The following is a 26314-nucleotide window of genomic DNA, read 5'->3' on the forward strand; positions in this document are numbered from 1 at the left end:
GCGATGTGCGCGGTATCAAGGGAAAGGACCGACCCGACCATGGACGAGGGCCCGATAACGTACGCCGTTCCGGTGCGGAATCTGCCGGGACGGCAGGTGCGGACGGTGCGCACTGGCCGAACGCCACAGGGGCAGCGGGTGGGCATCGCCTTCACCCGGGTCGAGTTGCTGGCCGCCGCCATGGGCGCGGACCAGCCCTGGGAGGAACTCTGCGAGTCGGCGCTGCGCAGCATGTTGCGCCCGCTCGGCATCGACCGGATCCAGGTCGACCCGCTGCTGGTGGCACCGCCGCTCGGGGAGCACGTCGGCGACCGGACGGCACCTACCGCTCCGGGCCGGATTCCGGCGGTGCCCGCCCTGGCGGCCGTCGGAGGCGACCCGGTCAGGGGCGGTAGCGGTATCCCATTCCCGGCTCGGTGATGAGGTGGCGGGGCCGGGCCGGGTCGTCCTCCAGCTTGCGCCGCAGTTGGGCAAGGTACTGCCGCAGGTAGTTGGTCTCGTTCTGGTATTCCGGCCCCCACACCTCCTGTAGGAGCTGCCGTTGGCTGATCAGCTTGCCGGGGTGCCGCAGCAGCTTCTCCAGCACACTCCACTGGGTGGGCGTCAGCTTGACCTCGGTGCCGTCGTCCCGCCGTACGCTGCGGTCGGCCAGGTCGACTGTGTGCGCACCGATCCGCAGTGCCGGCACCGCCTCGCTGGACGTGCCGAGCCGCCGGGTCACCGCACGGATGCGGGCCAGCAACTCCTCCACCCCGAACGGCTTGGTGACATAGTCGTCCGCGCCCGCGTCGAGCGCCGCAACCTTGTCCTCGCTGCCGGCCCGGCCGGAGAGCACGATGATCGGCACAGCCGTCCATCCGCGTAGGCCACGGATCACCTCCACGCCGTCGATGTCGGGCAGGCCGAGATCCAGCACCACCAGGTCGGGTGGGTGGGTGGCGGCGGCCTTCAACGCGGCGGCACCGGTGCCGGCGACGTCCACGTCGTACCGGCGGGCACGCAGGTTGATCCGCAGGGCGCGCAGGATCTGCGGTTCGTCGTCGACGACCAGGATGCGGGTCATTCCTGCGGCCCCTCCGAACTGGTCTGCGCGGCGGGCAGCCGCAGCACGAGAGTGAGCCCACCGCCGGGGGTGGTCTCGGGGGTGATGCTGCCACCCATCGCCTCGACCAACCCCCGGGACAGGGCAAGACCGAGGCCGACGCCTGTCTGGTTGTCCCGGTCGCCGAGGCGCTGGAACGGCAGGAAGACGTTCTCCCACTGGTCCTCCGGGATGCCCGGCCCCCTGTCGATCACCCGCAACTCGACCTGCCCGGCGTGGGCGCTCGCGGTGATGGTGGGTGGCTCGTCGGGCGGGCTGTAGCGCAGCGCGTTGGCGACGATGTTGACAAGCACCCGTTCCAACAGGCCCGGGTCGGCGGTGGCGGCCGGCAGGTCGGCCGGGATGTCCGTCCCGACTGTCGCGGCCGCCGGGCCAAGTTCGTCCAATGCCAGGGGTACGGCGTCCTCCAGGCCGATCGCGGTCGGCGTGATGCCGAGGACGCCGGCCTGGAGGCGGCTCATGTCCAGGAGGTTGGCGACCAGCCGGGCGAGCCGGTCCAGCGACTCCTCGGCGGTCTCCAGCAACTCCTCGCGGTCGGCCTCGTCGAACTCGATGTCCTGACTGCGCAGGCTGGTGACTGCCGCCTTCGCCGACGCCAGTGGCGTACGCAGGTCGTGGCTGACCGCGGCGAGCAGCGCGGTGCGCATGCGGTCCGCCGCGGCGAGGGGCTTGGCGGTGGCGGCCTCCTCGGCGAGCCGTTCCTGGCGCAGCGCGACGGCGGCCTGGGCGGCGAACGCCTCGACGATCCGCCGGTCGGCGGCCTCCAGTCGCCGGCCGCTGAGGACTACGGTGATCCGTTCGTCGACGGGTACCGCCGTCTCTCCGCTGTCGGGGGTGCAGGCCGGCTGCTCGCCGACGCTCGCCACGACGCACCAGGCGCGCTCCTCGCGGGCGCGTTCGGGGCGCCCACTGGCCTCCTCGGTCAGCTCCAGCACGCTCACGGCGCGCAGCCCGAAGGTTTCGCGGAGCTGGTCGAGCAGGGCGGGCAGCGGGCGTTCGCCGCGCAGGACGCCACCGGCGACGGCGGCGAGGGTCTGCGCGTCGGCGGCGGCACGGGCCGCCTCCCGGGTACGCCGGGCGGCCACGTCGACGACCCAACTCACCGCCAACGCCACACCGACGAAGACGGCCAGGGCGAGCAGATTGTCGGCCTCGGCGATTGTCAACGTGCGAAACGGCGGGGTGAAGAACCAGTTGAGCAGCAGCGATCCGCCGAGCGCGGCGACCAGGGCGGGCCATACCCCGCCGACCAGGGCGACCCCGACGACCCCGGCGAGGAACAGCAGGATGTCGTTGGTGAGCGTCAGGTCGGGCAGGGTTCTCAGCAGCAGGGTGAGCAGTGGCATCCCCAGCACGGACAGGGCGAACCCGAGCAGCCGCCGACGCCGCGACAGCGCGGCAGGCACCGCCGCGGCACGACGGCCCTTGCCGGCCTGCTTGTGGGTGACCAGGTGCACGTCGATCGACCCGGAGAGCGAGGTGGTGGTCACCCCGACACCCCTGGCGAAGATCTGCGCGAAGCGGCCCCGCCGGCTGGCGCCGAGCACCAGTTGGGTGGCGTTCACGCCACGGGCGAAGTCCAGCAGCGCGGCCGGCACGTCGGTGCCGAGCACCTGGTGGTAGGTGCCGCCGAGGCTCTCCACAAGCACCCGCTGGCGGGCGAGTTGGGCCGGGTCAGCGCCGGCCAGGCCGTCGCTGCGCGACACGTGCACGGCGAGCAGGTCGGCACCCTTGCTGCGGGCCGCGACCCGGGCCGCCCGGCGGATCAGCGTCTCGCCCTCCGGGCCGCCGGTAAGCGCCACCACGACACGTTCCCGGGCCTCCCAGGTGGCGGCGATGCCCTGCTGGCTGCGGTACCTGTCGAGCTGCTCGTCGACCTTGTCGGCCAGCCAGAGCAGCGCCAGCTCGCGCAGCGCGGTGAGGTTGCCGACCCGGAAGTAGTTGCCGAGCGCGGCGTCGATCTTGTCGGGGCGGTAGATGTTGCCGTGTGCCATCCGGCGGCGCAGCGCCTCCGGGGTCATGTCGACAAGCTCGACCTGCTCGGCGGCGCGGACGATCTCGTCCGGCACGGTCTCCCGCTGGGTGGTGCCGGTGATCTGCGCGACGACGTCGTTCACCGACTCCAGGTGCTGCACGTTTACCGTGGACAGCACGTCGATCCCCGCGTCGAGCAGTTCCTGGACGTCCTGCCAGCGCTTGTCGTGCCGCGAGCCGGGCACGTTCGAGTGTGCCAGTTCGTCGACGACCGCGATCTCCGGCCGGCGGGCCAGCACCGCGTCCAGGTCCATCTCGGTGAACTCGGCGCCCCGGTAGGTCATCGTGCGGCGGGGCACCTGCTCCAGGTCGCCGACCATGGCGGCGGTCTGCTGACGGCCGTGTGTCTCCACGAAACCGATCACCACGTCGGTGCCGCGCGCGGCACGCCGCTGGGCCTCCTCCAACATGGCGTACGTCTTGCCGACGCCGGGGGCGGCTCCGAGATAGATGCGCAGTTCTCCGCGTGGCACGGGAACATCCTTCCTGGTGGGGATCGCCGATGCGGGAGACCGGGCGAGGCCGTCCCCGTGGAACGGCCTCGCCCGGTGTCGTGCTCAGAGCCTGCTCAGCGTGCCGGGAACTGCTTGTCCAGCGCGATGTTCAGCTCCAGCACGTTCACTCCCGGCTCCCCCATGAAGCCGAGCGCACGCCCGGTGGTGTTCTCGTCGACCAGCTTGCGGACCGCCGCCGGGTCCGCGCCGCGTTCCCGCGCCACCCGGTTGACCTGCAACTCGGCGTACGCCGGGCTGATCTGCGGGTCGAGGCCGCTGCCGCTGGCGGTGACCGCGTCGGCGGGCACGGCCGGCTCGGCGGGCGCGTCGCCACGGATCGGGGTGACAAGTCCACCGGCTGCCACGTAGTCCTCGCCGGGCTGGGCCAGCTCCACCGGCACCCCCTGGTACGAGGACACGAACGGGGTGGCCGGGGCGACCTGGTTGACGCTCACCACACGGGTGACCGGGCCGGTCAGGCCGTCGGCGCGGAAGACTGCGAGCACCGCGCCGACGCCGTCGTCGGTGCAGAAGGGGCGGCTGCCGTCGACGCCGTTCAACTCGCCGACCGACTTGCTGCGCCCGCAGACCTGGGTGAGCAGACTTTCGCTGGACTCCTCCGGGTCGGTGGCGATGGTGTCGACGACGCTCTCCGGGCCGAGGTTGCTGGCCGAGGTGGACGTCGGGTCGTAGCCGTCACCGGCGGCCGACGGGCGGGACTGGAAGTAGCGCGGGACTGGGTTGCCGTCGGCGTCGGTAAAGGACTGGCCGATCAGCGAGCTGCCGATCGTCGTCCCGCCCGAGGTGATCAGCGAGCCGTCGGCCTTGTGGTTGAGGCCTGGCAGTTGACCGACCGCAACAAGTGCCAGCGGGTAGACGAGGCCGAGCAGCACCGTGAAGACGAGTACGGCGCGCAGGGCGGCGAGGTGTTGGGCGATCCAGGTGGGTAGGCGCATCACGAAATCCCCGGGATGAACTGGATGAGCAGGTCGATGAGCTTGATCCCGATGAACGGCACGATGATGCCGCCCAGTCCGTACACCAGCAGGTTGCGGCTGAGTAGCTTCGACGCGGCGGCCGGCCGGTACCGCACGCCGCGCAGGGCGAGCGGGATCAGCGCGATGATCACCAGGGCGTTGAAGATGACAGCGGAGAGGATCGCCGACTCCGGGCTGGCCAGCCGCATGATGTTCAGCGCGTCCAGGCTCGGGTAGAGGCCGGCGAACATGGCCGGGATGATCGCGAAGTACTTCGCGATGTCGTTGGAGATGCTGAACGTGGTCAGCGCACCCCGGGTGATCAGCAACTGCTTGCCGATCTCCACGATCTCGATCAGCTTGGTCGGGTCGGAGTCGAGGTCGACCATGTTGCCGGCCTCCTTGGCGGCCGACGTGCCGGTGTTCATTGCCACGCCGACGTCGGCCTGGGCTAGCGCCGGGGCGTCGTTGGTGCCGTCACCGGTCATCGCGACCAGTCGGCCGCCCTCCTGCTCCCGCTTGATCAGCGCGAGCTTGTCCTCCGGCGTCGCCTCGGCCAGGAAGTCGTCCACCCCGGCCTCGTCGGCGATGGCCTTCGCGGTACGCGGGTTGTCACCGGTGATCATCACGGTACGGATGCCCATCCGGCGCATCTCGTCGAACCGCTCCCGCATGCCGGATTTGACGACGTCCTTGAGGTGGATGACACCGAGCGCGCGGGCCGGTTCACCGTCGACGTGCTCGGCGACGACAAGCGGTGTGCCGCCGGTGCCACTGATCGCGTCCACGATCTCGCCGACCTGCTCGGTCGGGTGACCGCCGTTCTCGCGTACCCACTTCATCACGGCTGCGGCGGCGCCCTTGCGGACCCTCCGCGCCGTCTCGACCGCCCCGCCGTCCACGCTGGCGTCCGGCGTCAGGTCGACGCCGCTCATCCGGGTCTGCGCGGTGAAGGGCACGAACGTGGCGTGCGGCATCACGCCGGGCTCGCGCTCGCGCAGTCCGAATTCGTTCTTCGCCAGCACGACCACCGAGCGCCCCTCCGGGGTCTCGTCGGCCAGGCTGGACAACTGCGCGGCGTCGGCCACTGTCGCGGCGGTGACGCCTTCGACGGGTACGAACTCGGCTGCCTGCCGGTTGCCCAGGGTGATGGTGCCGGTCTTGTCCAGCAGCAGGGTGTTGACGTCGCCTGCCGCCTCGACGGCCCGGCCGCTCATGGCCAGGACGTTGCGCTGCACGAGCCGGTCCATGCCGGCGATGCCGATTGCGGAGAGCAGCGCGCCGATGGTGGTGGGGATCAGGCAGACGAGCAGCGAGATCAGCACCACTCCGCTGACGCCGGAGTCGGTGATCGCGCCACTGTCCGGCGCCGCCGCCTGGTACGCCTTGGAGAAGATCGCCAGCGGCTGAAGAGTGACCACTGCCAGCAGGAAGATGATCGTGAGCGCGGCGAGCAGGATGTTCAGCGCGATCTCGTTCGGTGTCTTCTGCCGGTTGGCGCCCTCGACCAGGGCGATCATCCGGTCGATGAAGCTCTCCCCCGGCTTCTGGGTGATCTTCACGATGATCTGGTCGGAGAGCACCTTGGTGCCGCCGGTGACCGCGCTGCGGTCGCCGCCGGACTCCCGGATGACCGGGGCCGACTCGCCGGTGATGGCCGACTCGTCGACGCTGGCGATGCCCTCGACGATGTCGCCGTCGCCGGGAATGATGCCGCCCGCCTCGACAAGCACGATGTCGCCCTGGCGTAGCTGCGGCGCGGGCACCGCCTCGTCCCGGTAGGTGTTGGCACGGGCACCGGGCTTCCAGTCGACAAGCCGGGTGGCGATGGTGTCCTGCTTGGCCTGCCGCAGCGCGGCGGCCTGGGCCTTGCCCCGGCCCTCGGCGACCGCCTCGGCCAGGTTGGCGAAGAGCACGGTGAGCCAGAGCCAGATGGTGATCGCCCAGGCGAACACCGACGGGTCGGTCACCGCCAGGACTGTGGTGAAGGCTGCGCCGACCTCGACGATGAGCATCACCGGGTTACGCCACATGGTGGCCGGGTTGAGCTTGCGTACGGCGTCCGGCAGGGATCGGATCAACTGCTGGGGGTCGAGCAGGCCACCGCCGACCCGGTTGCCCTGCTTGGCAGGTGTGCCGGGGAGTTGCTCTGTTGGCGTGGACGTGACGGACATGTCCTCGTTCCTCATGATGGTCAGAGCCCTTCTGCCAGCGGGCCGAGCGCGAGCGCGGGCAGGAAGGTCAGCGCAACGAGGACCACTGTGACGCCGACGACCATTCCGATGAACAGCGGACGGTGGGTCGGCAGGGTGCCCTCGGACGCGGGGGTGGGTGCCTGGCGGGCCAGCGAGCCGGCCAGCGCGAGCACGAAGATGATCGGCAGGAAGCGGCCCAGCAGCATGCACAACCCGAGCGCGGTGTCCCACCAGGTGGTGTTGACAGTGATGCCGGCGAAGGCGGAGCCGTTGTTGTTGCTGGCCGAGGTGAACGCGTAGAGCACCTCGGAGAGGCCGTGCGGGCCGACGTTGAGCGCTGTGGAGTTGTTGCCTGTTGCGAACGCCGCCGCCGTGCCGACAAGCACCAGGATCGGCGTGACCAGGAAGTACAGCGAGGCGAACTTGATCTCCCGCGAGCCGATCTTCTTGCCCAGGTACTCCGGGGTGCGGCCCACCATCAGGCCGGCCACGAAGACGGTGATCACCGCGAGGATGAGCAGGCCGTACAGACCGGAGCCGGTGCCGCCGGGGGCGACCTCGCCGAGCATCATGTTGACAATCGGCATCATGCCGCCGAGCGGGGTGAACGAGTCGTGGAACGAGTTCACCGCACCTGTCGAGGTAAGCGTGGTGGCGGCGGCGAAGGTGGCCGAGTTCGACACGTCGAACCGGACTTCCTTGCCCTCCAGCGCCGCGCCGACCGCCTGTGGCACCGTGCCGTGGCCGGCCAACTCGAACACGTTTGTGATGACGACGCTGGCGAACGCCAGGATGCCCATGACCGCCGCGATGGCGTAGCCCTGCCGGTTCTGCCCGACCATCCGGCCGAAGACCCGGGGCAGGCTGAACGGGATCAGCAGGATCAGGAAGATCTGTAGCCAGTTCGTCCAGGTGGTGGGGTTCTCGAACGGGTGCGCGCTGTTGACGTTGTAGAAGCCGCCACCGTTCGTGCCCAGCTCCTTGATCACTTCCTGGCTGGCGACCGGCCCCCCGGTGATGGTCTGGGTGCCGCCGGTGAGCGTGCTCACGTCGGTGCCGGCGGACAGGTTCTGCACCACCCCGCCGATCATCAGCGCGATCGCGCCGAGCACCGCGATCGGCAGCAGGATCCGCAGCGTGATCCGGGTCAGGTCGACCCAGAAGTTGCCGAGTTGCCCGGTGCGGCTGCGGGCGAACCCGCGTACCAGCGCGACCACCACCGCGATGCCGACCGCCGCCGAGACGAAGTTCTGCACCGCCAGGCCGGCCATCTGCACCAGGTGGCCCATCGTCGACTCACCCGAGTACGACTGCCAGTTGGTGTTCGTCACGAACGACACGGCCGTGTTCCACGCGCCGTGCGGCACCACCGCGTCGAAGCCCAGGGACAGCCACAGGTGGTTCTGCACCCGCTGGAACAGATACAGGAACAGCAGCGAGATGGCGGAGAACGCCAGCACACTGCGGACGTACACGCCCCAGGTCTGCTCGGCGGCCGGGTTGACCCCGATCAGCCGGAAGATCCCCCGCTCGACCCGGGACTGCCGGGTGCCGGAGACCGCCCGGAACATGTAGTCGCCGAACGGCTTGTAGACGGCGACGAGGGCCGCCACAAGCGTCAGCACGAAGATGACGCCCGCTGTTGTCATGGTCATCAGAAGCGCTCCGGAAACAGCAGGGCGAACACCAGGAACGCGCCCAGGACGATCGCGAGCACCAGACCGACGGCATTTACCGCGTTCACAGCTTTTCCACCGCCCGGACCACCAGGGCGAGCGCTGCGAACAGCACCACCGTCAGGACCACGAACACCACGTCAGACACGCTGACTCCTCAGACCGGCTAGGTTCGTCGCGACCGCCTTCCGGTCGCGCCGGGCAATCAAAGCCCCGCCACACGCCGAACGGCAGGGGTCATGACGCGACCATGACGGCGGCGAACCGTTTCTTGACGTGGTTTTCACGCCGGCCCACCAAATGGGTAGGATCCGGACAAAATGGCAGCAACAGAGCGGAAAGCCGCTGCGGAGTGGGCAGTCAGCCCGGCGAGGGCGGTGGCGGGGTGCGGCAGGCCGGTCAGGCCGGGCGGCGGGCCACCAGGACGTCACGCATGATCGACTGGTCCACCCGGTGCCGCAGCGCCCGGTAGGGCTCCGCGTCGACAACTGTCAGGCCGGCGTCGGCAAGTGCCGCCGCCGCGTCGTCCCGGCTGGCGACGTGGGTGTTCCAGGAGATTCCGAGCGCCCCGCCGGGGCGCAGGAGCCGAGCCCAGACCGGCGCGGCGTCCGCGAGCAGCGCCAGCGGGTCGCGCGTCAACCCATGATCGGCGGTACGACTGCCGTGCTGCACGCCGTACGGGGCGTCCGCCACGATCAGGTCGACGGTCTCCGGGCGAAAGAACTCCCCCGAGCGGGTGGTGTCGGCGTTCACCACATCCAGCAGTTGCGTCTGACCGGCCTTGTGCTCCTCGCGGGTCGGTGCCAGCTCGATCCGCACCCGGCGGCCGACGACCTTGCGCTCCCGCCGTACCGGCCCCGACTCCAGCACCCGGTGCTTGACCCGCTTCTGCTTCAGCCAGGTGGTGATGAACGCCCGGTACGCCTCGACGTCCTTCTGGTCGCGCTCGATCCCGGCGGCGTCGAAGCCGTACATCAGCGCCTGGTTGAGGGTGGTGCCGCGACCGCACAGCGGGTCGAGCACCCGGAACCGCCGGCTGGTCAGCTCACCGGCCCAGTCCGAAGCGAGCAGTGTGACGTTGAGCAGCAGCTTGGTGAACTGCTCGTTTGTCTTGCCTGGGTATTTCTGGATGGTGAGCAGGTCGTCGTCGTAGCGGTCCAGTCGGCTCCACTCGATCGGGCGCAGCAGGTCGCCGACGATCTCGAACAGCGCGTACCCCGCGGAGAGATTGCCCAGGACGGCCAGGTCCCGCTCGGTCAGCCCGTCACCGGCGAAGGTCACGTAGTTCGCCCCACCGACAGTCGCGGTGCCCAGCTCACCGATCTTGCCGTCGAGCGCCGACCGACCGAAGATCTCCAGCTCGGCCTGCGTGAGGTCGACTGCGGAACGGGCGTACACCCGGTTGGTGGAGGGCAGGATCAGCAGGCCGTAGCGCGTCATGATCCGGCGAGTATTCCACAACCGGCCCTGGTCGCCGGGAACCGGAGCGGCGGCCGGACCGACTATCCGTACATGGGGTGTGAGCAGTGGCGGGAGGTCCTGTCCGCGCAGTTGGACGGGGAGGAGACCGCCGCCGAACAGACGGCGGCGCAGGGGCACCTCGACGAGTGCGCCGGATGCCGCGCCTGGTTCACGGCGGCGGCGGCGGTGACCCGCCGGGTGCGTACCCGCTTGGTCGCCGAGGTGCCCGACCGTTCCGAGGCCATCCTGGCCGCCGCGGCCGCGCCCCCGGCCCGCGAGCGGTGGTGGCGGCGCGTGGTCGGGCGCGGCCGGCTGGTCGCCGGTCTGCGCGCGGCGCTCGGGCTGCTCGGCGCGGTGCAGCTGGTGCTCGGCCTGGCCCAGGTGGGCCGGGGCGCTACCGCCGATCACCTGCACCCCACCGGCCAGCACCTGTGGCACGAGTCGGCCGCCTGGAACGTCGCGGTGGGTGCCGGCTTCCTCTTCGTCGCGGTACGCCGCAGCCCGCCGGCCGGTCTCCTGCCGATGCTCAGCGCGTTCGTCGGCACCCTGCTGCTGCTGTCGGTAAACGACCTGGCCACCGGCTCGGTGGGCGGGGAGCGGCTGGTCAGCCACGGGTTCCTGGTGGTCGGCTACCTGATCACCGTGCTGCTGTCCCGGCCCGGTCTGCGTCCCGGTGGGCCCGCGCCGCAGCGACAACCGGCACCGTCACGCTGGCGGTTCCGCGCCGACGAGGTGGACCGGCCGCTGCGGGTGGTCAACTCGGGGGCGTACCCCGCTCAGGCCGCCGACCGGCACGCGGCACCGGCGGCACGGACCGGTCGGGCCGCCTGAGTCTCGGGTACGGCCCGTTCAGTCCGTCTGCCGCTGGCGCGCCCGGTGGGCGCGCAGGTTTGCCGGAAGGCCGCAGACGCGGACGGAGTGCCAGACCCCGCTGTTGTTGCGGGAACGGTCGTAGAACGCCACCTGGCACCGAGGGTTGCGGCAGGTCTTGATGCGCCGGCCGACGTCGGTGAGTTGCGCCTCGAACAACTCCGCCAGGACGAGGGAGACAAGCAGCTCGGCCCCCGTCCCGGCGGGATCGAGGTGGGCCGTGCCGTTCCCGTCGAGCCGCAGCGTCGCCCCTGCGACACGAGGGGCCGGCGCCGGCTCGGGCGGCCCGGATTCCGGTGTGGCGTGGAGCCTGGCGTCGATCCCGTACCGCAGCTCGTCGCGGAAGGTCCGCAGCGCCCGCAGGCCCGCCGGATCGAGCGTCACGGCGGGTGCCGGCCGCCCGGTGGCCGTCGACCACCGGGCGGCGACATCGTGCGCCCACTTCGTGGCGCTGTCGAGATCGTCGAGGAGATCCGGCTGGCGCGGCGCGCCGGCCGGGAGCGTGTTGAGCAGGTCCTGGACGAGCCCGAGGCCGCCCGGTGCGGGGTCGAGGCCGTATCGCGCGGTGGCGGGCCACGGTACGGGAGGGGACACCGACGGCATTGTCACATCACTTTCCGAGCAGGCCGAGCGCCCCGTACCACAGCGGTCCCGGGTTCACCCAGTCCGGATAGAGCTTCATCATCTCGTCGAAGAACTCTAGGGCTGTCGACTTCTCTGCCAGCAGCCGCTCCACGTTCAGCAGGTACCGCCGGGTGTCGTCGATGCTCGACGGGTCGTCGGGGCGGTTGCGGTTCTTGTGGCTGGCCACGACCGCCCGGGGCGCGAGGGCCTCGACCCGGTCGAGGGCCTTGAGCCACTCCCGCAGGCCACCGTTGACGGTCTCCAGCAGGTACTGGTGGACCCCGTTGTAGACGACGTCACCGGCCACCACGAGGCCGATCGACGGCACGTGCAGGACTGTGGTCTGGTCGCCGTCGGTGTGCCCGGTCTCGACCGGCTGGGCGACGTTGCCGTCGATCAGGATTCCGCCGGGCGGCACCGGAATGGCGTCGACGGGCGACTCCGGGATCAGCCCGGGGAAGACCTTGTCGAACACCTCTTGGCGCCCCACGGTGGCCTGCTGGTGCATGACCTCGATGGTCCCGGGCGTCGCGTAGGTGACCGCGTCGGGGAAGCGCTTGACCAGCTCAGGGGCACCAAACCAGTGGTCGCCGTGCCCGTGGGTGGCGTAGATGGCCGTCAGCCGCTTGCCCGACCGCTCGATCCAGTCGCCCACCGTCGCGATCTGCTCATGGGTGAACGGCGGGTCCACCAGCAGCGCCTCCTGAGCCCCCGAGATCAGAGTGGTGGCTGTCGGATTGAAGTGGATGGGTGAGCCGTCCGGCATGCGCTGCTCTCCGGCCCGGACCGGGCCATCCAGGACCAGGACCTCGTAGGACAGAGCAGATGTGGACATGTCTCCTCCTCGGTGACGCGGGTCGCGACAGTCGGCGCATCCCCACCGACGAAATAAGCGTAAGCCTTATGCCTATTTCAGTCTGGCGTCTGCCGAGTCTCCTGCGTCACACCCTCCCTCGCGATGACCTGTGGGATGACCTCCTCGACGATCGTCAGCAGCGTGGTGGTGAGCAGCAGGTGCACCTGGTCGCGGGTGAGCGCGTCGCGCTGGAGCCACTCCCGGGCGGTCGAGGTCGCCAGCCCGCAGTACGCCCGGACCATCCCGCGCAACTCCGCGTGATGCTCCGCCTCACCTGCCAGCCCGACGGCGACGAGCATCCGGTCCGCGGCGACCTCCTCGGCCTCGGCGAGCACCCGCTCCACGTCGGCGTCGCCGCCCATCCCTCGGGCGGTGACGGCGGCCAGCCAGGAGGTGCTGTGCCGGGACACCACGTCGAGGAACCAGGTGACACTGGCGTCGACCCGGGTGCGTAGATCGCCCTTGGGCAGCCGTTCCAGCGCCACCTCGGGGATCGTCACCATGACCCGGACGACCTCCAGATAGAGGTCCTTCTTCGCGCCGAAGTAGTGGTTGACCAGGCCCCGGGCGACACCCGCCTCGCGGGCGATGTCGGTGGTCGACACGTCCGCGTACGGACGCTCGCCGAACAGCCGGACCGCGCACGCCAGGATCTGGCCACGACGGGCGTCCGGCTCCAACCGGCGGCGGCGCGGAGCCGTCTCGACGCTCATCTGCCCGACCCTATCGGCAGATCACACCGCCGACTGCGGCGTCGACGTCCCCCGTGCCTCCTCGGAGCCGCCGACCTCGATGCCGCGCCGACCTGTCAACGGCTGAACCTCTCGATAGCGGCCGGGGTCACCGGGGTGAAGAAGTTGACCAGGTTGCCGTCGGGGTCGCGGAAAAGCAGGGCTCGGTTCCCCCAGGGCATGGTTGTCGGCTCGTTCACGAAGTCGCCCACCACGCTCTTCAGTTTCTCGTAGAGCGCGTCCACGTCCTCCACGAGGAACTCGATGATCACGCTGTGGTTCTCGGCCGGGCGGGCAGAGCCCGGCGCGAACAGCGCGACGGTGCGGGTGCTGCCGATCGCCAGCGTGCCGTGGGCGGTACGCAACTCGGCGAAGTCCTCGTTGCCCCAGGTCGCCTGCACGCCGGTGATCTTCTCGTAGAAGCCGACCAGGCGGTTGATCTCGCCGGTGATGATGCGGATCGAGACGAAGTCCATGTCTTCTCCCTGCTCAGTGCGTTCGGTATCGGTCGGTCGAGATCACGTTAGGACAGATACTGGACAGGTTCGGTCCAGTATCTTGTTAAAGTTCAGACCGTGGCACGACCGACAGCCCAGGTGCTCGCCCTGCTGGAGCTCCTGCAGTCCGGCGGCGTCCGGACGATGGCCGAGCTTGCCGAGCGCCTTGGTGTCGAACCGCGCACGGTGCGGCGCTACGTGAGCCATCTGGTGGACCTGGACCTGCCGGTGGAGTCGGTGCGCGGCCGCTACGGCGGGTATCGGCTCGCCGCCGGCTATCGCCTGCCGCCGCTGATGTTCAACGACGACGAAGCCCTTGCCGTCCTACTCGGCCTGATCGCCGGCCGCCGAGCCGGGTTGGCGACAGCAACGGGCACGGCGGGCGAAACAGCCGCCGCGAAGCTCCGTCGCGTCCTGCCGCCGCGGACCGCGGACCGGCTGGACGCCGCACTCCAGTCCCTCGCCTTCACCGCCGAACCCGGTGACCCCCCTGCGCCGCGGTCCGACGTACTGCTCGCCGTCGCCGAGGCGGTCCGCCATCACCGGCCGATCTCGCTGCAGTACACCTCGGGCAACGGCAGGCGTAGCGTCCGCGTGCTGCACCCGTCCGGGCTGGTCAACCATGCCAGCCGGTGGTACGTCATCGGTGTCGATCCGGGTATCGGCGAGGAGCGCACCCTTCGACTCGACCGCATCGCGGACGCGAGACCGCTGCCGGGCTCGTTCGAGCCGCCCGCCGGAAACGATCCGGCCGGGCACCTTCTCACCTCGATGGCACGAGCGCCGTACCAGCACGCGGTGTCGCTGCGGGTACAAGGGACAGTCGAGCAGATCCGCAGGCGGCTACCGGCCAGCGTCGCCGAGGTGCGAGAGGGTGCGGACGAAGGCTGGCAGGACGTGGAGATCCGGGCGGAGAGTCTCGACTGGTTGCCCGGTGTGCTCGCCACGCTCGACCTGCCGTTCGTCATCGGACGCCCGGATGAACTCCGCGACCGCGTCGTCGCGCTCGCGGAACGGCTGGCGGCCTCGGCACGACGTGAGTCGACCCACAGCTAGCCACCCAAAGTGCCACACGCCGCCGCCGCTCGATCGACTCGGGTTCCCCCGAGGCCGCGGCCGCGGATGCCCCCGCCGACCTGCGACCGGCGGTTGATCCAGACTTATTGACAGGCCGTCAACAGCGCGCGAGGGTGATGGACATGCCGACGCCCCCGCTCGACGGTCCCCCTTCGCCCTGGCGGCAGCCGGAGCACGACGACCTGGCCGACCTGGCACGCACCTTCTTCACAAAGGAGGTGCTGCCGCACACCGAGCGCCTGCTGGCCCAGGGCCACCCGGACCGCGAGCACTACCGGCGCGCCGGTGAGTTGGGGCTGCTCGGCCTGTCCGTCCCGGAGGAGTACGGCGGCGGGGGCGGCGGCTTCACCCACGAGGCGGTGCTGCTGCACGAGCAGGCGTACACCGGGGAGAGCAGCCTCGGATTGGCGGTCCACAGTGGCATCGTCACCGGCTACCTGGTGGCGTACGGCAGCGAGGAGCAGAAGCGGCGCTGGCTGCCCGGCCTGTGCAGCGGTGAGCTTGTCGGCGCGATCGCGATGACCGAGCCGGACGGCGGCTCCGACCTCCAGGCGATGCGCACCCGGGCCGTCCGCGACGGTGACGACTATCTGGTCACCGGCGCGAAGACGTTCATCACCAACGGCGGCCTGGCCGACCTGATCGTCATGGCGGTCAAGACCGACCCCGAGCAGCGGGCCTCCGGCATCTCCCTGCTGGTCTGCGAGGTCGGCGGCGACCCGGAGGGCTTCCGCAGGGGTCGGCTGCTGTCCAAGATCGGGCTGCACGGCAACGACACCGCCGAGTTGTTCTTCGACGACTTCCGGGTGCCGGCGGCCAACCTGCTGGGCGGCGCCGAAGGGCTGGGCTTCATCCAGATGATGCAGCAGCTTCCGCAGGAGCGCCTGGTCATCGGCGTCGGCGCGGTCGCCGCCATGGAGCGCGCGGTCGGGCTGACAGTCGCGTACGCCAAGGAGCGCACCGCCTTCGGCAAGCCGCTGATGGGGCACCAGAACACCCGGATGGTGCTCGCCGAGTGCGCCACCCGTACCCGGGTGAGTCGGGTGTTCCTGGACGACTGCATCGTCCGGCACGACAGTGGTGACCTGGACGTGGCGACCGCGGCCATGGCGAAGTCGTGGCTCACCGAGGGCCAGTGCGAGGTCATCGACCGCTGCCTGCAGATCTTCGGCGGCTACGGCTACACAACCGAATACCCGATCGCCCGGATGTACGCCGATGCCCGCGTCCAGAAGATCTACGGCGGCACCAACGAGATCATGAAGGAGTTGATCGCCCGTGTCCTCTGAGGCGTACGTCTATGACGCGGTCCGCACCCCGCGCGGACGCGGCCGGGACACCGGCGCGCTGCACGGGGTCAAGCCGATCTCCCTTGTCGTCGGCCTGATCGACGCGTTGCGTGAGCGCAACCCCGGCCTGGACGTCGGCCGGTTGGAGGACCTGCTGCTCGGCATCGTCACTCCGGTCGGCGAGCAGGGTGGTGACCTGGCGCGGGCCGCCGCGTTGCTGGCCGGGCTCCCCGACCAGGTGGGCGGGGTGCAGCTCAACAGGTTCTGCGCCTCCGGTCTGGAGGCGGTCAACTCCGCAGCCGCGCGGATCCGCTCTGGCTGGGAGCATCTGCTGCTCGCCGGTGGGGTGGAGTCGATGTCCCGGGTGCCGATGGGTCCCGACGGCGCGGCCCGCGCCACCGAGTTGGCCGCCCGCTACGGCGACCGGTTCACGCCTCCGGCCGGGCTGGTCGACAGGCTCGCCGCGCCTACCGAAGCCGCCCCGGCCGACCGTTCCGCTGAGCCGGTGGGCGTCGCGTGACGGCGCCCTGGTCGGCACCCGGCGGTTCAGGGGAGACCGGCGAGCCGGAGGCGGCGACCCAGGGTGGCCCGCTCGCCGGGCTGCGGGTTGTCGAGCTGGCGAGTCTCGCTCCCGCGCCGTTCGGTTGCATGGTGCTCGCCGACCTCGGCGCGGACGTCGTACGGGTGGACCGGCCGGGTGGCCCCGGCCCGGGACGGCTGGCCGCCCTGACCGGCGGGCCGTTGGAGCGTGGCCGGCGGATAACCGCACTGGATCTGAAGACTCCGGCCGGCGTGGCGGACCTGCTGCGGCTTGTGGACTGCGCGGACGTGCTCGTCGAGGGGTATCGGCCGGGTGTGGCCGAGCGGCTGGGCTTCGGGCCGGAGGTCTGCCAGGCCCGCAACCCCCGGCTTGTGTACGCCCGGATGACCGGCTGGGGCCAGGACGGCCCGCTGGCGTACCGGGCCGGACACGACATCGACTACATCGCGCTGGCGGGTGCGCTGGAGCCGCTGGGTCGGGCCGGCGAGCGCCCCCACGCGCCGATGAACCTGCTCGGTGACTTCGGCGGTGGCGGCATGCTGCTCGCGGTGGGAGTGCTCGCCGCGCTGCTGGAACGGGAGCGCTCCGGTGTCGGTCAGGTGGTCGACGCGGCGATGGTCGACGGGGCGGCGTTGCTCACCTCGTTCCTGCACGGAATGCTCGGCGCCGGCGCGTGGTCCGCCCCGCGCGGGCGCAACATCTTCGACGGCGGCGCGCCGTTCTACGACACGTACGCCACCGCCGATGGTGGCTACATGGCCGTGGGCGCCGTGGAGCCGGCCTTCTACGCCGTGCTGCTGACGGGTCTCGGCCTCGACGACGAGCCGGACCTGCCCGCCCAGTACGACCCGAGCGGCTGGGACGACCTGCGCGGGCGGTTCGCCGAGCGGTTCGCCGAGCGGACCCGGGACGAGTGGACGGCTGTCTTCGCCGACCTGGACGCCTGCGTCGCTCCGGTGCTCGCACCCGGTGAGGCGTACCGGCATCCGCACAACGCGGCCCGGGGCACGTTCATCGAGGTGGGTGGCGAGATCCAGCCGGCCCCGGCGCCGCGCTTCGGTCGGACGCCGCTTGGTCAGCCCGCTCCGGCGCCGGACCCGGAGCGCGACACAGTGCCTGTCGACGCGATCCTCGCCGGCTGGCGGTGACTTTCCGCAGCCGGTGCATCTACTGGGGACGGTTGTGCCTCGTGGGTGCGATGACCACGTTGGTACTGTCGCTCTCCTGGGGACGACTGCGAGCCGCAGGGGGACGAGCATGGCGAGTGGGATTGATCCGTCCGGCCTGAGCCGATCGCTCGAAGAGGCGATGCGTCTGCTGAGCCAGGCAACGGCCGCCACGTCGGCGCAGCCGGAGGCCGACGACGACCGGGCCGCACCGAGCGCCGAGCAGATGGTCGGTAGGGGCGTCGGCGGCAACGGTCTTGTCCAAGCGGAGGTCGAGGCGTTCGGTGGCCTACGCAGCCTCGTGATCGATCCTGGCCTGTCCCGCGCCGGCACCAGCGCGATCGCCGAGTACGTTCTGGAGGCGGTCCAGGCGGCCCAGGCCGACGAGCGTGCCCGACGTGCCGAGCTGACGGCGACGGCGAGCGCCGACGGTGCGGCCCTGTCCCAGCAGCTCGAACGGGTTTCGGAGGACGCGTTCCGCGGGTTCCAGCGGATGATCGGCGACCTCGACGCGGTGACTCGCCGCACGGATCGACGCTGACCCCATGGCGGACGGGATCGAGGTCGACCTCGCGGCTCTCCGCGCCGCTGCGGATGGGCTCGCCGCCACCGGCCAGCAGTTCGGCGCGGCGGTCAGCGGCCTGGAGTCGACAGTCAACGGTGCGGGTAATCCGTGGGGTGCCGACGAGGCGGGGTCCCTCTTCGGCGCCGCGTACGTCGAGGTGCTGACGCACGCGCTTGACGTGTTCCGGTCGATGGGCGACCAGTTGCTGGAGACCGCCGCCAACCTCGACCAGGGTGCGGACGCCTACGAGGCGATCGAGGCCACAAACGCCGAGTTGTTCACCAGGATGGAGCTGCCCGGTGGGGGTGCAGCCACCGCCTGAGCTTGCCGAGCCGCTGGGCCGGGTCGGCGCACAGATCCTCCAGGGGGGCAGGTCGAGCATGGGTACGGCCAGTTGGAAGGGCCACGTCGACGGCATCCTCTACGGGATCCAGTTCGACCGGACGCTCGACGATGCGGTGGTGTCCCGGGTCGCCGACGGGGTGGTCGACGGGCTCTACCCGGGCGACCGGGCCGAAACGGTGGAGGCGCTCGACCAGGCGCTGCGCTACTCGGGCCCCCTCAATGACCGGGCCGAGACGCACCACAGCGAGGAGAGCATCCGCGCCTTCCTGACCCGCCTCTCCACAGCCCTGTCGGCCCGCGCCACGAGTTGATCAGGAGCGTCGCGGCGCCAGGTCGCCCGTGGCTCTCCCGACCGCCGGGTGCCGGCGGGCCGGGCCGTTGTACCAGGCGGCGAAGAGGGCCACGGCCAGGAGCAGTTCGGCGATGTCGCCGCCGTAGTACATGAGTTGGGCGGCGGAGCGGAACGCCGCCGCGTCCGGGTCGGTGACGCCGGGAGGCAGGGTGCCGGCGTTGGCGTAGAGGTACTTGGCGAGAGCGGAGTGGCCGGCCGCCGCGCCGAGCAGCGCACCGACCCGCACGGCCAGGCCGGGGCGACGCGGCGCCGGGTCCGGCCCGGCCAGCGACCAGGCGAACAGATATCCGGCGGCCACATAGTGCAGGTGCAGGGCGTGGTGCAGGGTGGGCTCGCGCTCGGCCGCCGCGTACAGCGGGGTGAGCAGCACCAGAGCCAGCCCACCCGTGGTGAGCAGTGCGGCGGTGACCGGGTGGGCGATCAGGTGCAGCGGGCGGGCGCGCAGCAGTCGACCTGCCACCCGACGTACCGGCCGTGGCGCGACCCGCAGCAGCAGCGTCACCGGGGCGCCGAGGACCAACCCGAGCGGGGCAAGCATGCCGAGCAGCAGGTGCTGCGCCATGTGCCCGCGCGGATCGTCGGGGAGTTGGCCCAGCGGCCCCACGGCGACCGCCAGCAGTGCGCAGCCGACCAGCCAGGCGGCGCTGCGCCGATGGTCCCAACCGCGCGGATCGCGGAACGCCGCCGCCAGATAGCCGCCCGCCAGCAGCACGACAGGGAGCAGCGGCCACCAGCCCGGCCCGTCCGCCCCGTCCCCGCCGTGTGCCACGACCGGATGCAACGCCGACCAGAGCGAGCCGTCCGTCGCGTCCCCGCCGTGCGTCGACGGCGGCGCGGACCAGCCGGGCAGCCCGGACAGGACCGGGGTCACCGGTGGCCGTCGCCGGCCGGGCGGGACCGGACCCGCCACACCACTGCCGCACCGGCCAGGAACAGCACCGCGCCGGCCCCGATCCACACCACGTCGTACGGCAGCAGGTGTACGCCGTAGCGGATCTGGTGCACCCGCAGCACCTTGTGGTCGACCAGCCCGTCGAAGACCTGGAACCCTCCGGCGCCGAGCAGGAAGCCACCCCAGGCCAGCCGGGCCGACAGGGCACGCCGTCGACGCAGGTCGGCGAACCAGAAGAACCCTGCGACCAGGGCGATCAGCTCGGCGGCGTGCAGCAGCCCGTCCGAGAGCAGCGCGACCGACGGGGTGGACCGGTCGTAGAAGTGGTGCCAGGCCAGCAACTGGTGGAAGACGATCTCGTCCACCGCAGCCATGATCGCCACACCGATGAGGACGCCGACGAGTGTGGATGAGCGGCCGTCGGCGGTGCGCCTTCTCGGCAGGCTGGAACCGACCATCACACACCTCGCATGGACCTCGCGTCAGCGCTCAACTACCCCAAACCGGCCGAGTCATGCCGCCAGAGTCATCGCGACAGCGCCCCGCCGGCCAGATCGACACGAGATCGGCGACAAGGGGGCATCCGCGACGTCGGATACCCCCACGTCCGGGACCCCGTGTTGATCACGCAGGCCCCGCGCATGACCGAGCGGGCGCGACTCCGAGCCTGCGGCAACATCCCCGTTTCGTGTCTCCGGCACCGCTCGCGGCATGATCATGGAGCTGGGCGGGCCGGGGAGCCTCACCGGCAGCGGACCCAGAGAAGGAGGTGCCCGTGCCGGACGCGGACGAACTCGTCGCCAACGCGCTCGCGGCGGTGCGCGGCACCGACGTACGACAGGCCGAACGACAGCTGGACCAACTGATGGTCGGCACCGGCACGGCGGACGGCACCACGGCTGTGGATGCCGCCCTGCTGCGTCGCCTGATCCGTGGCCTGGGGCGGCTCTGGCCGCGTGGCTGGCAGCCTGTCGACCTGGACCGGATCACCACCCGGCGGCTCGATGCCCGGGCGTCCCGGCTGCTCCGCGACGCGATGGCCGCGCAGCGGCGCGAACAGGCCGAGCCGGTCCCGGACTGGTGGGACGAGCAACTGCGCGAGCTGGCCGCCGGGGGCGACGACCGGGGCGTACTGGCCGGCTGGTCGGCGCGGGAGGGGCTGGACCGGGCCGACGCGCTCCGCACGGCCGTGGACACCCTGGCGCTTGTGGAGAGCCTGCCGCCGATCGCGGTGCTGCGCCCGCCACCCGGGTCGGCTGGCGCGGCGACAGCCCGCACGGCGGGTACGCCCCGCAGTGGGTCACCGATGCTGGACCGGGTACGGGCGCTGCTGGCCAAGGCCGAGTCGACGACCTTCCCGGCGGAGGCGGAGGCGCTTACCGGCAAGGCGCAGGAGTTGATCGCCCGGCACAGCATCGACGAGGCGCTGCTGGCCGCCGGTGCGGAGCGCGGCGACCTGCCCGGCGGGGTGCGCCTCGGCACCGACACCCCGTACGCGGGCGCGAAGGCGCTGCTGGTGCAGGAGGTCGCGGCGGCGAACCGGTGCGAGGCGGTCTGGTCCGACGATCTCGGGTTCACCACTGTGCTGGGCTGGCCGGCGGATCTGGTGGCGGTGGAGTTGCTCTACACGTCGCTGCTGGTCCAGGCCACCGCCGCGATGCTGCGCGGGCGTTCCGAGCGGCGGCCGGGGTCGGGGCGGCGGACGAAGGTGTGGGACGAGTCGTTCCTCAACGCGTTCGCGCTGCGGATCGGTGAGCGGCTGCGTACGGCCACCGAGGCGGCCGATCAGGCGGCGGCCGAGGCGACCGGGCCGGAGCGGTTGCTGCCAGTGCTCGCCGCACGGGGCGAGGCGGTCCAGGAACGGCTGGACACCCTCTTCCCCGGCGTCATCCGGCACCGGCTCAGCGTCCGCGACGCTGAGGGCTGGTCGTCCGGCACCTCGGCCGCCGACCACGCGTCACTGGACGTCGGCGCTGGCCGCAAACCCCGCCAGGTGCCCGGCCGACCCGACCAGCGCTGACCGCACCCGGCGTGGGACCGCCACCGGCGGGGTTTTCTGCGATTTCCTTCGGTACGCGGTAGGGAACGGAGTGACGGCTCCGACCCTCCGGTGAGCCGCACCCTGTTCGAGGTGTGACAAGGACGCGAGGAGCATCGCCGTGAAGTACATGCTGTTGATCTGGAACCGGCCCGGCTTCACCGAGGAGCTTTCCGAGGCGGACCGCACGGCCCTGTTCGGCGAGGTCGACGAGATCATGAAGGAGCTGACCGAGACCGGCGAGTGGGTCGCCGGTCAGGCACTCGCGGACCCGTCGCAGACGCTTACCGTACGGGCCGTGGGCGGCAACACCGAGATCATCGACGGGCCGTTCATGGAGAGCAAGGAACAGTTCGCCGGTTACCTGACCGTCGACTGCGACAGCCCGCAGCGGGCCGCCGAGATCGCCGCACGCTGGCCGGACATCCGCTTCGGCGGCGTCATGGAGGTCCGCCCGATCATGGACGAGGCCGGAGCGGAGATGTGACCGAGGACCGGACGGTCGAGGATCTGCTGCGCGCGTTCGCGCCGCAGGTCCTCGGCCTGCTGGTCCGCCGGCACGGCCAGTTCGACAGGTGCGAGGACGCGGTCCAGGAGGCCCTGCTCGCCGCCGCGACGCAGTGGCCCGAGCAGGGCGTACCGGACAATCCCCGCGCGTGGTTGCTCACTGTCGCCACCCGCCGGCTCACCGACGAGTGGCGCAGCGAGAGCGCCCGTCGAAGCCGCGAGGTGGCGGTGGCGCTGCGCGAGCCGGCGTACGCCGGGGTGGCGCCGCCTGCCGACGCGGAGCCGGCGGTGCCCGACGCCGACGACACGCTCACCCTGCTGTTTCTCTGTTGCCACCCGGCGCTGACCGGATCGGCGCAGGTGGCGCTCACCCTGCGCGCGGTCGGCGGTCTCAGCACGGCCCAGATCGCCCGGGCGCACCTCGTGCCGGAGGCGACGATGAGCCAACGGATCCGCCGCGCCAAGCAGCGGATCGAGGCGGCCGGTGCCCGGTTCACCATGCCCGCGCCGGGTGAGCGGGACGAGCGGCTGCGCACGGCGCTCCGGGTGCTCTATCTGATCTTCAACGAGGGGTACACCGCGTCCAGTGGCCCGGACCTGCACCGGGCCGAGCTGACCGGCGAGGCGATCCGGCTGGCCCGCGTCCTGCACGGGCTGCTGCCCGACGACGGCGAGGTGGCCGGGCTGCTGGCGCTGATGCTGCTCACCGACGCCCATCGGGCGGCTCGCGTCGGCCCCGACGGGGAACTGGTGCCGCTTGCCGAGCAGGACCGCACCCGATGGGACCGCGCCGCCATCGCGGAGGGGATCGCGCTGATCACCGAGGCGTTGACCTGGTCGCCGCCCGGTCCGTACCAGATCCAGGCGGCCATCGCCGCGGTGCACGCGGAGGCGCCGACGGCGGCGGAGACGGAGTGGCGGCAGATCGTCGCGCTCTACCGGCTGCTGGCCCGGGTCGCGCCGAACCCGATGGTCACCCTCAACCAGGCGGTGGCGGTGGCCATGGCCGACGGACCACGGGCCGGGCTCGCCCTGCTCACGCAGTTGGACGCCGACGAGCGCACCGCCGGGCACCACCGGCTCGCCGCCGTTCGGGGCCACCTGCTGGAGCTGGCCGGGCAGGCCGACGCGGCGCGGGACGCGTACCTGGCGGCGGCGCGCGGCACGACGAGCCTGCCCGAGCAGCGCTATCTGGAACGGAAAGCCGCGCGTCTGGCGGCACCACGATGAGCCGAAGGGGCACGAGCATGGTGATCAGTCAGCTGTCGATCTCGCTGGACGGGTACGTGGCGGGGCCGGAGCAGAGTCGGCAGGATCCGCTGGGCCGGGGCGGCCTGCGGTTGCACGAGTGGGTCTTCGGCCTGGACGCCTGGCGGGCACAGCACGGGCTTGCCGGCGGTGACCGGGGTGTCGACGCGGATGTGGTCGAGGAGATGACACGCGAGATCGGCGCGTACGTCATGGGTCGGCGGATGTTCGGTGGTGGGGACGGTGCCTGGGACGAGACCTGGCAGGGCTGGTGGGGCGACGAACCCCCGTTCCGTACCCCTGTGTTCGTGCTCAGCCACCACCCCCGGACGCCGTTGGTGATGAACGGCGGCACGGAGTTCCGATTCGTCACCGACGGGATCGAGTCGGCGCTGCGGCAGGCACGGGAGGCGGCGGGCGACAGGCGGGTGGCGATCGCGGGTGGGGCGAGCACCGTGCGGCAATACCTGGCCGCCGGGCTGATCGACACCCTGCAACTGCACATCGTGCCGATCGTCCTCGGAGGCGGCGAGAAGCTCTTCGACGGTCTGGATTCTCTGCGCCTGGAGCAGGTGGCCGTGGTGGCCGGGCCGACCGTCACGCACGTGACCTACCGGGTCCTGCGCTAACCGGGTTTCGGTCTGGCGCGGACGTGCGCGCGTTCGCCCTGCTTGCCGATCAGGCTGAGGAACTCCACGGGACCGGCGCTCGTGGCACCGAACCAGTGCGGGGTACGGGTGTCGAACTCGGCGGCCTCCCCGGGCTTGAGGATGAGGTTGTGTTCGCCGAGCACCAGGCGCAGCGTGCCGTTGAGGACGAAGACCCAGTCGTAGCCCTCGTGGGTGCGCAGGTCGGGCTCCCGGTCGTCGGCACCGGCGGGGAGAACGAACTTGTACGCCTGGATGCCGCCGGGCCTGCGGGTCAGGGGCAGGACCGTCGATCCGTCGCCGTTGGCGATGGGCCGCAGGTTGATGCGGGGGTCGCCGGTCGGTGGCGCGTTGACGAGTTCGTCGAGGGTCACGCCGTGGACCCGAGCGAGCGGAAGGAGTTGTTCGAGCGTCGGGCGTCGTAGGCCGGCTTCGAGCCTGGAGAGCGTGCTCGCGGAGATGCCGGTCTCCTCGGCGAGGTCGGTGAGTGTGAGGTCGCGGCGGAGCCGAAGGTGCTTGAGTCTCGGCCCGACCGCGTCGAGCGTGTCGGCCGGATGCTCGTCCATGCCGCCGATTTTGCCATTCGGCAAGAACCTTTGCGAGCCGCTCCAACTCCGGTCACAGTTCGCCTGTGACGCGCGAAGGAGCAGACAGATGAGCGGGCAGCACGATTTCGACAGGGCCTACTGGGAGCGGCAGTGGCAGGAGGGCCACCACGCCGCTGCCGTCGGGGCGAGCAGCCCGCACCCGTACCTGACCGAGGAGACCTCCGGGCTGACGCCGGGCACGGCACTGGACGCCGGGTGTGGCACCGGCACGGAGGCGATCTGGCTCGCCTCGCACGGCTGGCAGGTCACCGCCGTCGACATCGCATCGGCTGCCCTCGCCGTCGCCACCGAACGCGCGACGGCGAGCGGGGTGTCCGAGCGTGTGCGGTGGGTGGAGGCGGACCTGACGGCATGGGCTCCGGAGGCGCGATTCGACCTGGTGACGACGCACTACGCGCACCCGGCGATCCCGCAGTTGGCCTTCTACGACCGCATCTCCACCTGGGTGGCGCTCGGCGGCACCCTCCTGATCGTCGGGCACCTGCACTCCCCCGGAGCCACCGGGCACGGGCACCACCCACCCGAGGAGGCATCGGTCACCTCGGCCGACATCATCGCCGGCCTGGACAGCACCACCTGGGATATCGCCACCGCCGAGGAGCACCACCGCACGGTCACCGGCCCCGGCGGTCAGGAGAAGACGCTTCACGACGTCGTCGTACGCGCCATCAGGCGGCGCTGAGCGTGCCGTTGCCGGCCGTCGGGCGGACCATGTCGCCCGACGGCCAGCAAGGCCGTCACACGTCGGGGTCGACGGCCTGGCAGTAGGCGCCGCGGGCGGGCACCACCTGATCGATCAGGTACGCGTCGACGGCTAGCGCCACGCACGGGCTGGTGGAGTAGCTGCCGTGCCCCCACCCCTGGTACGTGAGCAGCACGCCGTGCCTGCCCAACTGACGCGCCACGTTCGTGGCCCAGTTGTAGCCGCTCGCCGGGTCGTGCACGGTGGCGGCGATCAGCAGCGGCACATCGGTGCGAACCCGCAGGCGGTGCTGCGGATTGGCTACCGGCGTCGGCGCTCCCAGGCAGGTCACCAGTGCGAACACCGCCGTCGGGTACCGCAGGTCGGGTGCGAGCCGGGCCATCCGGTGCAGGTGCCCGGCGTACTCCCGGTAGTCCCGGACCGGCAGGCTCCAGTCCTGGCAGAAGACCGCGAAGGGGTACGGCACCACGGCGTCGCTCGCCGACGGGACGACGCCCCGCACGGCGGTGGGTGCCTCCATCCTGTTCAGCCAGTCGGCCAACCCCGGACACACAGCACGCCGGGCCGGTGAATGATCACCGGCCCGGCGTGCGGGTTACGTCGTACGTCAGCTCTTGAAGGCGTCCTTGATCTTCTCGCCGGCCTGCTTGAGCTTGGCCGTGGACTGGTCGGCGCGACCCTCGGCCTCCAAGCGCTCGTTGTCGGTGGCCCGACCGGCGCCTTCCTTCAGCTTGCCGGCCGCGTCCTCGCTGGCATTGTTGATCTTGTCGTCGATACCCATGTCAACCTCCATAGCGAGTGTCGCTTCGCCACCAGAAG

29 protein-coding genes and 1 pseudogene are annotated in these 26314 nt (G+C 71.2%); 14 read left to right on the forward strand and 16 right to left on the reverse strand.

What is annotated here, in order from left to right:
- The first annotated feature begins 105 nt into the window (after window positions 1-105).
- Entirely contained in the window at window positions 106-420 is a 315-nt protein-coding gene (locus ACFY2Q_RS00500) for an SAV_915 family protein (protein ID WP_387126119.1), read from the forward strand.
- Here ACFY2Q_RS00500 and ACFY2Q_RS00505 read toward each other — a convergent pair.
- The 7 genes from ACFY2Q_RS00505 to ACFY2Q_RS00535 all read right to left on the reverse strand — a co-directional run bounded on the left by ACFY2Q_RS00505 (window position 383) and on the right by ACFY2Q_RS00535 (window position 9918).
- A complete protein-coding gene (locus tag ACFY2Q_RS00505; RefSeq protein ID WP_387126121.1) occupies window positions 383-1063 on the reverse strand; it encodes a response regulator in 681 nt (226 codons plus the stop codon). The genes ACFY2Q_RS00500 and ACFY2Q_RS00505 overlap by 38 nt on opposite strands.
- Window positions 1060-3609, reverse strand: coding sequence for a DUF4118 domain-containing protein (locus tag ACFY2Q_RS00510; protein ID WP_387126123.1), 2550 nt, complete (start codon window positions 3607-3609; stop codon window positions 1060-1062). Before ACFY2Q_RS00510 ends, ACFY2Q_RS00505 begins: the two co-directional genes overlap by 4 nt.
- Before the next feature lie 95 nt (window positions 3610-3704).
- Window positions 3705-4586, reverse strand: a complete 882-nt coding sequence (locus ACFY2Q_RS00515) for a potassium-transporting ATPase subunit C (RefSeq protein ID WP_387126125.1) — start codon at window positions 4584-4586, stop codon at window positions 3705-3707.
- The gene (kdpB, locus tag ACFY2Q_RS00520; RefSeq protein WP_387126127.1) at window positions 4586-6781 is read right to left on the reverse strand and encodes a potassium-transporting ATPase subunit KdpB; all 2196 of its coding nucleotides are present in this window, start codon (window positions 6779-6781) and stop codon (window positions 4586-4588) included. The genes ACFY2Q_RS00515 and kdpB overlap by 1 nt, the downstream gene beginning before the upstream one ends.
- Before the next feature lie 20 nt (window positions 6782-6801).
- Window positions 6802-8457, reverse strand: coding sequence for a potassium-transporting ATPase subunit KdpA (gene kdpA / locus ACFY2Q_RS00525; RefSeq protein WP_387126129.1), 1656 nt, complete (start codon window positions 8455-8457; stop codon window positions 6802-6804).
- Window positions 8457-8546, reverse strand: a complete 90-nt coding sequence (gene kdpF, locus ACFY2Q_RS00530; RefSeq protein WP_036390805.1) for a K(+)-transporting ATPase subunit F — start codon at window positions 8544-8546, stop codon at window positions 8457-8459. Before kdpF ends, kdpA begins: the two co-directional genes overlap by 1 nt.
- Before the next feature lie 331 nt (window positions 8547-8877).
- Window positions 8878-9918: a TRM11 family SAM-dependent methyltransferase gene (locus ACFY2Q_RS00535; RefSeq protein WP_387126131.1), complete on the reverse strand. Its 1041-nt coding sequence runs from the start codon at window positions 9916-9918 to the stop codon at window positions 8878-8880.
- A 72-nt stretch (window positions 9919-9990) separates the two neighbouring features.
- Between ACFY2Q_RS00535 and ACFY2Q_RS00540 the strand changes: the two genes are divergently transcribed.
- Window positions 9991-10770: a zf-HC2 domain-containing protein gene (locus ACFY2Q_RS00540; protein ID WP_387126133.1), complete on the forward strand. Its 780-nt coding sequence runs from the start codon at window positions 9991-9993 to the stop codon at window positions 10768-10770.
- A gap of 18 nt (window positions 10771-10788) precedes the next feature.
- On the opposite strand, the gene ACFY2Q_RS00545 is transcribed toward ACFY2Q_RS00540, so the two are convergent.
- From ACFY2Q_RS00545 to ACFY2Q_RS00560, 4 genes are all read right to left on the reverse strand, one after another.
- Entirely contained in the window at window positions 10789-11412 is a 624-nt protein-coding gene (locus ACFY2Q_RS00545; protein WP_387126135.1) for a CGNR zinc finger domain-containing protein, read from the reverse strand.
- 7 nt (window positions 11413-11419) lie between these two features.
- Window positions 11420-12268 (reverse strand): MBL fold metallo-hydrolase, encoded by an 849-nt coding sequence (locus ACFY2Q_RS00550; protein ID WP_387126137.1) that lies wholly within the window; start codon window positions 12266-12268, stop codon window positions 11420-11422.
- Window positions 12269-12345: 77 nt separating this feature from the next.
- Window positions 12346-13002 carry a TetR/AcrR family transcriptional regulator gene (locus ACFY2Q_RS00555; RefSeq protein WP_387126139.1) on the reverse strand — a complete coding sequence of 219 codons (657 nt, stop codon included), beginning with the start codon at window positions 13000-13002 and terminating at the stop codon, window positions 12346-12348.
- 95 nt (window positions 13003-13097) lie between these two features.
- Window positions 13098-13496 carry a VOC family protein gene (locus ACFY2Q_RS00560; protein WP_387126142.1) on the reverse strand — a complete coding sequence of 133 codons (399 nt, stop codon included), beginning with the start codon at window positions 13494-13496 and terminating at the stop codon, window positions 13098-13100.
- Between the two features lie 99 nt (window positions 13497-13595).
- Here ACFY2Q_RS00560 and ACFY2Q_RS00565 point away from each other — a divergent pair, with 99 nt between their 5' ends.
- The 7 genes and pseudogenes from ACFY2Q_RS00565 to ACFY2Q_RS00595 all read left to right on the forward strand — a co-directional run bounded on the left by ACFY2Q_RS00565 (window position 13596) and on the right by ACFY2Q_RS00595 (window position 18811).
- Window positions 13596-14573, forward strand: coding sequence for a helix-turn-helix transcriptional regulator (locus ACFY2Q_RS00565; protein ID WP_387126144.1), 978 nt, complete (start codon window positions 13596-13598; stop codon window positions 14571-14573).
- 143 nt (window positions 14574-14716) lie between these two features.
- The gene (locus ACFY2Q_RS00570) at window positions 14717-15883 is read left to right on the forward strand and encodes an acyl-CoA dehydrogenase family protein (protein ID WP_387126146.1); all 1167 of its coding nucleotides are present in this window, start codon (window positions 14717-14719) and stop codon (window positions 15881-15883) included.
- A pseudogene (locus ACFY2Q_RS00575) lies at window positions 15873-16346 on the forward strand (acetyl-CoA C-acyltransferase); the annotation flags it as partial. The gene ACFY2Q_RS00570 and the pseudogene ACFY2Q_RS00575, both read left to right, overlap by 11 nt.
- 137 nt (window positions 16347-16483) lie before the next feature.
- A complete protein-coding gene (locus ACFY2Q_RS00580; protein ID WP_387127510.1) occupies window positions 16484-17572 on the forward strand; it encodes a CaiB/BaiF CoA transferase family protein in 1089 nt (362 codons plus the stop codon).
- 109 nt (window positions 17573-17681) lie between these two features.
- Window positions 17682-18131: a YbaB/EbfC family nucleoid-associated protein gene (locus tag ACFY2Q_RS00585; RefSeq protein ID WP_387126148.1), complete on the forward strand. Its 450-nt coding sequence runs from the start codon at window positions 17682-17684 to the stop codon at window positions 18129-18131.
- A gap of 4 nt (window positions 18132-18135) precedes the next feature.
- Window positions 18136-18477, forward strand: a complete 342-nt coding sequence (locus tag ACFY2Q_RS00590; protein ID WP_387126150.1) for a hypothetical protein — start codon at window positions 18136-18138, stop codon at window positions 18475-18477.
- Window positions 18455-18811, forward strand: coding sequence for a hypothetical protein (locus ACFY2Q_RS00595; RefSeq protein ID WP_387126152.1), 357 nt, complete (start codon window positions 18455-18457; stop codon window positions 18809-18811). Before ACFY2Q_RS00590 ends, ACFY2Q_RS00595 begins: the two co-directional genes overlap by 23 nt.
- On the opposite strand, the gene ACFY2Q_RS00600 is transcribed toward ACFY2Q_RS00595, so the two are convergent.
- On the reverse strand, window positions 18812-19723 hold the full coding sequence (locus ACFY2Q_RS00600; protein WP_387126154.1) for a cytochrome c oxidase assembly protein: 912 nt from the start codon (window positions 19721-19723) through the stop codon (window positions 18812-18814).
- Window positions 19720-20202 (reverse strand): DUF2243 domain-containing protein, encoded by a 483-nt coding sequence (locus ACFY2Q_RS00605; protein ID WP_387126156.1) that lies wholly within the window; start codon window positions 20200-20202, stop codon window positions 19720-19722. The genes ACFY2Q_RS00600 and ACFY2Q_RS00605 overlap by 4 nt, the downstream gene beginning before the upstream one ends.
- Window positions 20203-20519: 317 nt before the next feature.
- Between ACFY2Q_RS00605 and ACFY2Q_RS00610 the strand changes: the two genes are divergently transcribed.
- The 4 genes from ACFY2Q_RS00610 (at window position 20520) to ACFY2Q_RS00625 (ending at window position 24166) form a co-directional block, all read left to right on the forward strand.
- Window positions 20520-21764 (forward strand): DUF2786 domain-containing protein, encoded by a 1245-nt coding sequence (locus tag ACFY2Q_RS00610; protein ID WP_387126158.1) that lies wholly within the window; start codon window positions 20520-20522, stop codon window positions 21762-21764.
- Between the two features lie 148 nt (window positions 21765-21912).
- Window positions 21913-22269 carry a YciI family protein gene (locus ACFY2Q_RS00615; protein WP_387127512.1) on the forward strand — a complete coding sequence of 119 codons (357 nt, stop codon included), beginning with the start codon at window positions 21913-21915 and terminating at the stop codon, window positions 22267-22269.
- The gene (locus ACFY2Q_RS00620) at window positions 22266-23519 is read left to right on the forward strand and encodes an RNA polymerase sigma factor (RefSeq protein WP_387126160.1); all 1254 of its coding nucleotides are present in this window, start codon (window positions 22266-22268) and stop codon (window positions 23517-23519) included. Before ACFY2Q_RS00615 ends, ACFY2Q_RS00620 begins: the two co-directional genes overlap by 4 nt.
- 17 nt (window positions 23520-23536) lie before the next feature.
- The gene (locus ACFY2Q_RS00625; protein ID WP_387126162.1) at window positions 23537-24166 is read left to right on the forward strand and encodes a dihydrofolate reductase family protein; all 630 of its coding nucleotides are present in this window, start codon (window positions 23537-23539) and stop codon (window positions 24164-24166) included.
- Here ACFY2Q_RS00625 and ACFY2Q_RS00630 read toward each other — a convergent pair.
- A complete protein-coding gene (locus tag ACFY2Q_RS00630; protein WP_053658938.1) occupies window positions 24163-24750 on the reverse strand; it encodes a helix-turn-helix domain-containing protein in 588 nt (195 codons plus the stop codon). The two genes, ACFY2Q_RS00625 and ACFY2Q_RS00630, sit on opposite strands and share 4 nt — an antisense overlap.
- 88 nt (window positions 24751-24838) lie before the next feature.
- Here ACFY2Q_RS00630 and ACFY2Q_RS00635 point away from each other — a divergent pair, with 88 nt between their 5' ends.
- Entirely contained in the window at window positions 24839-25474 is a 636-nt protein-coding gene (locus ACFY2Q_RS00635) for a class I SAM-dependent methyltransferase (RefSeq protein ID WP_387126165.1), read from the forward strand.
- 55 nt (window positions 25475-25529) lie between these two features.
- Here ACFY2Q_RS00635 and ACFY2Q_RS00640 read toward each other — a convergent pair whose 3' ends face one another.
- Together ACFY2Q_RS00640 and ACFY2Q_RS00645 are read right to left on the reverse strand one after the other, a co-directional pair.
- A complete protein-coding gene (locus tag ACFY2Q_RS00640) occupies window positions 25530-26015 on the reverse strand; it encodes an alpha/beta hydrolase (protein WP_387126167.1) in 486 nt (161 codons plus the stop codon).
- A gap of 87 nt (window positions 26016-26102) precedes the next feature.
- Window positions 26103-26276, reverse strand: a complete 174-nt coding sequence (locus ACFY2Q_RS00645; protein ID WP_387126169.1) for a CsbD family protein — start codon at window positions 26274-26276, stop codon at window positions 26103-26105.
- Window positions 26277-26314: the final 38 nt, after the last annotated feature.

This window comes from Micromonospora sp. NPDC000316 (genome assembly GCF_042898885.1).
Lineage (GTDB): Bacteria > Actinomycetota > Actinomycetes > Mycobacteriales > Micromonosporaceae > Micromonospora.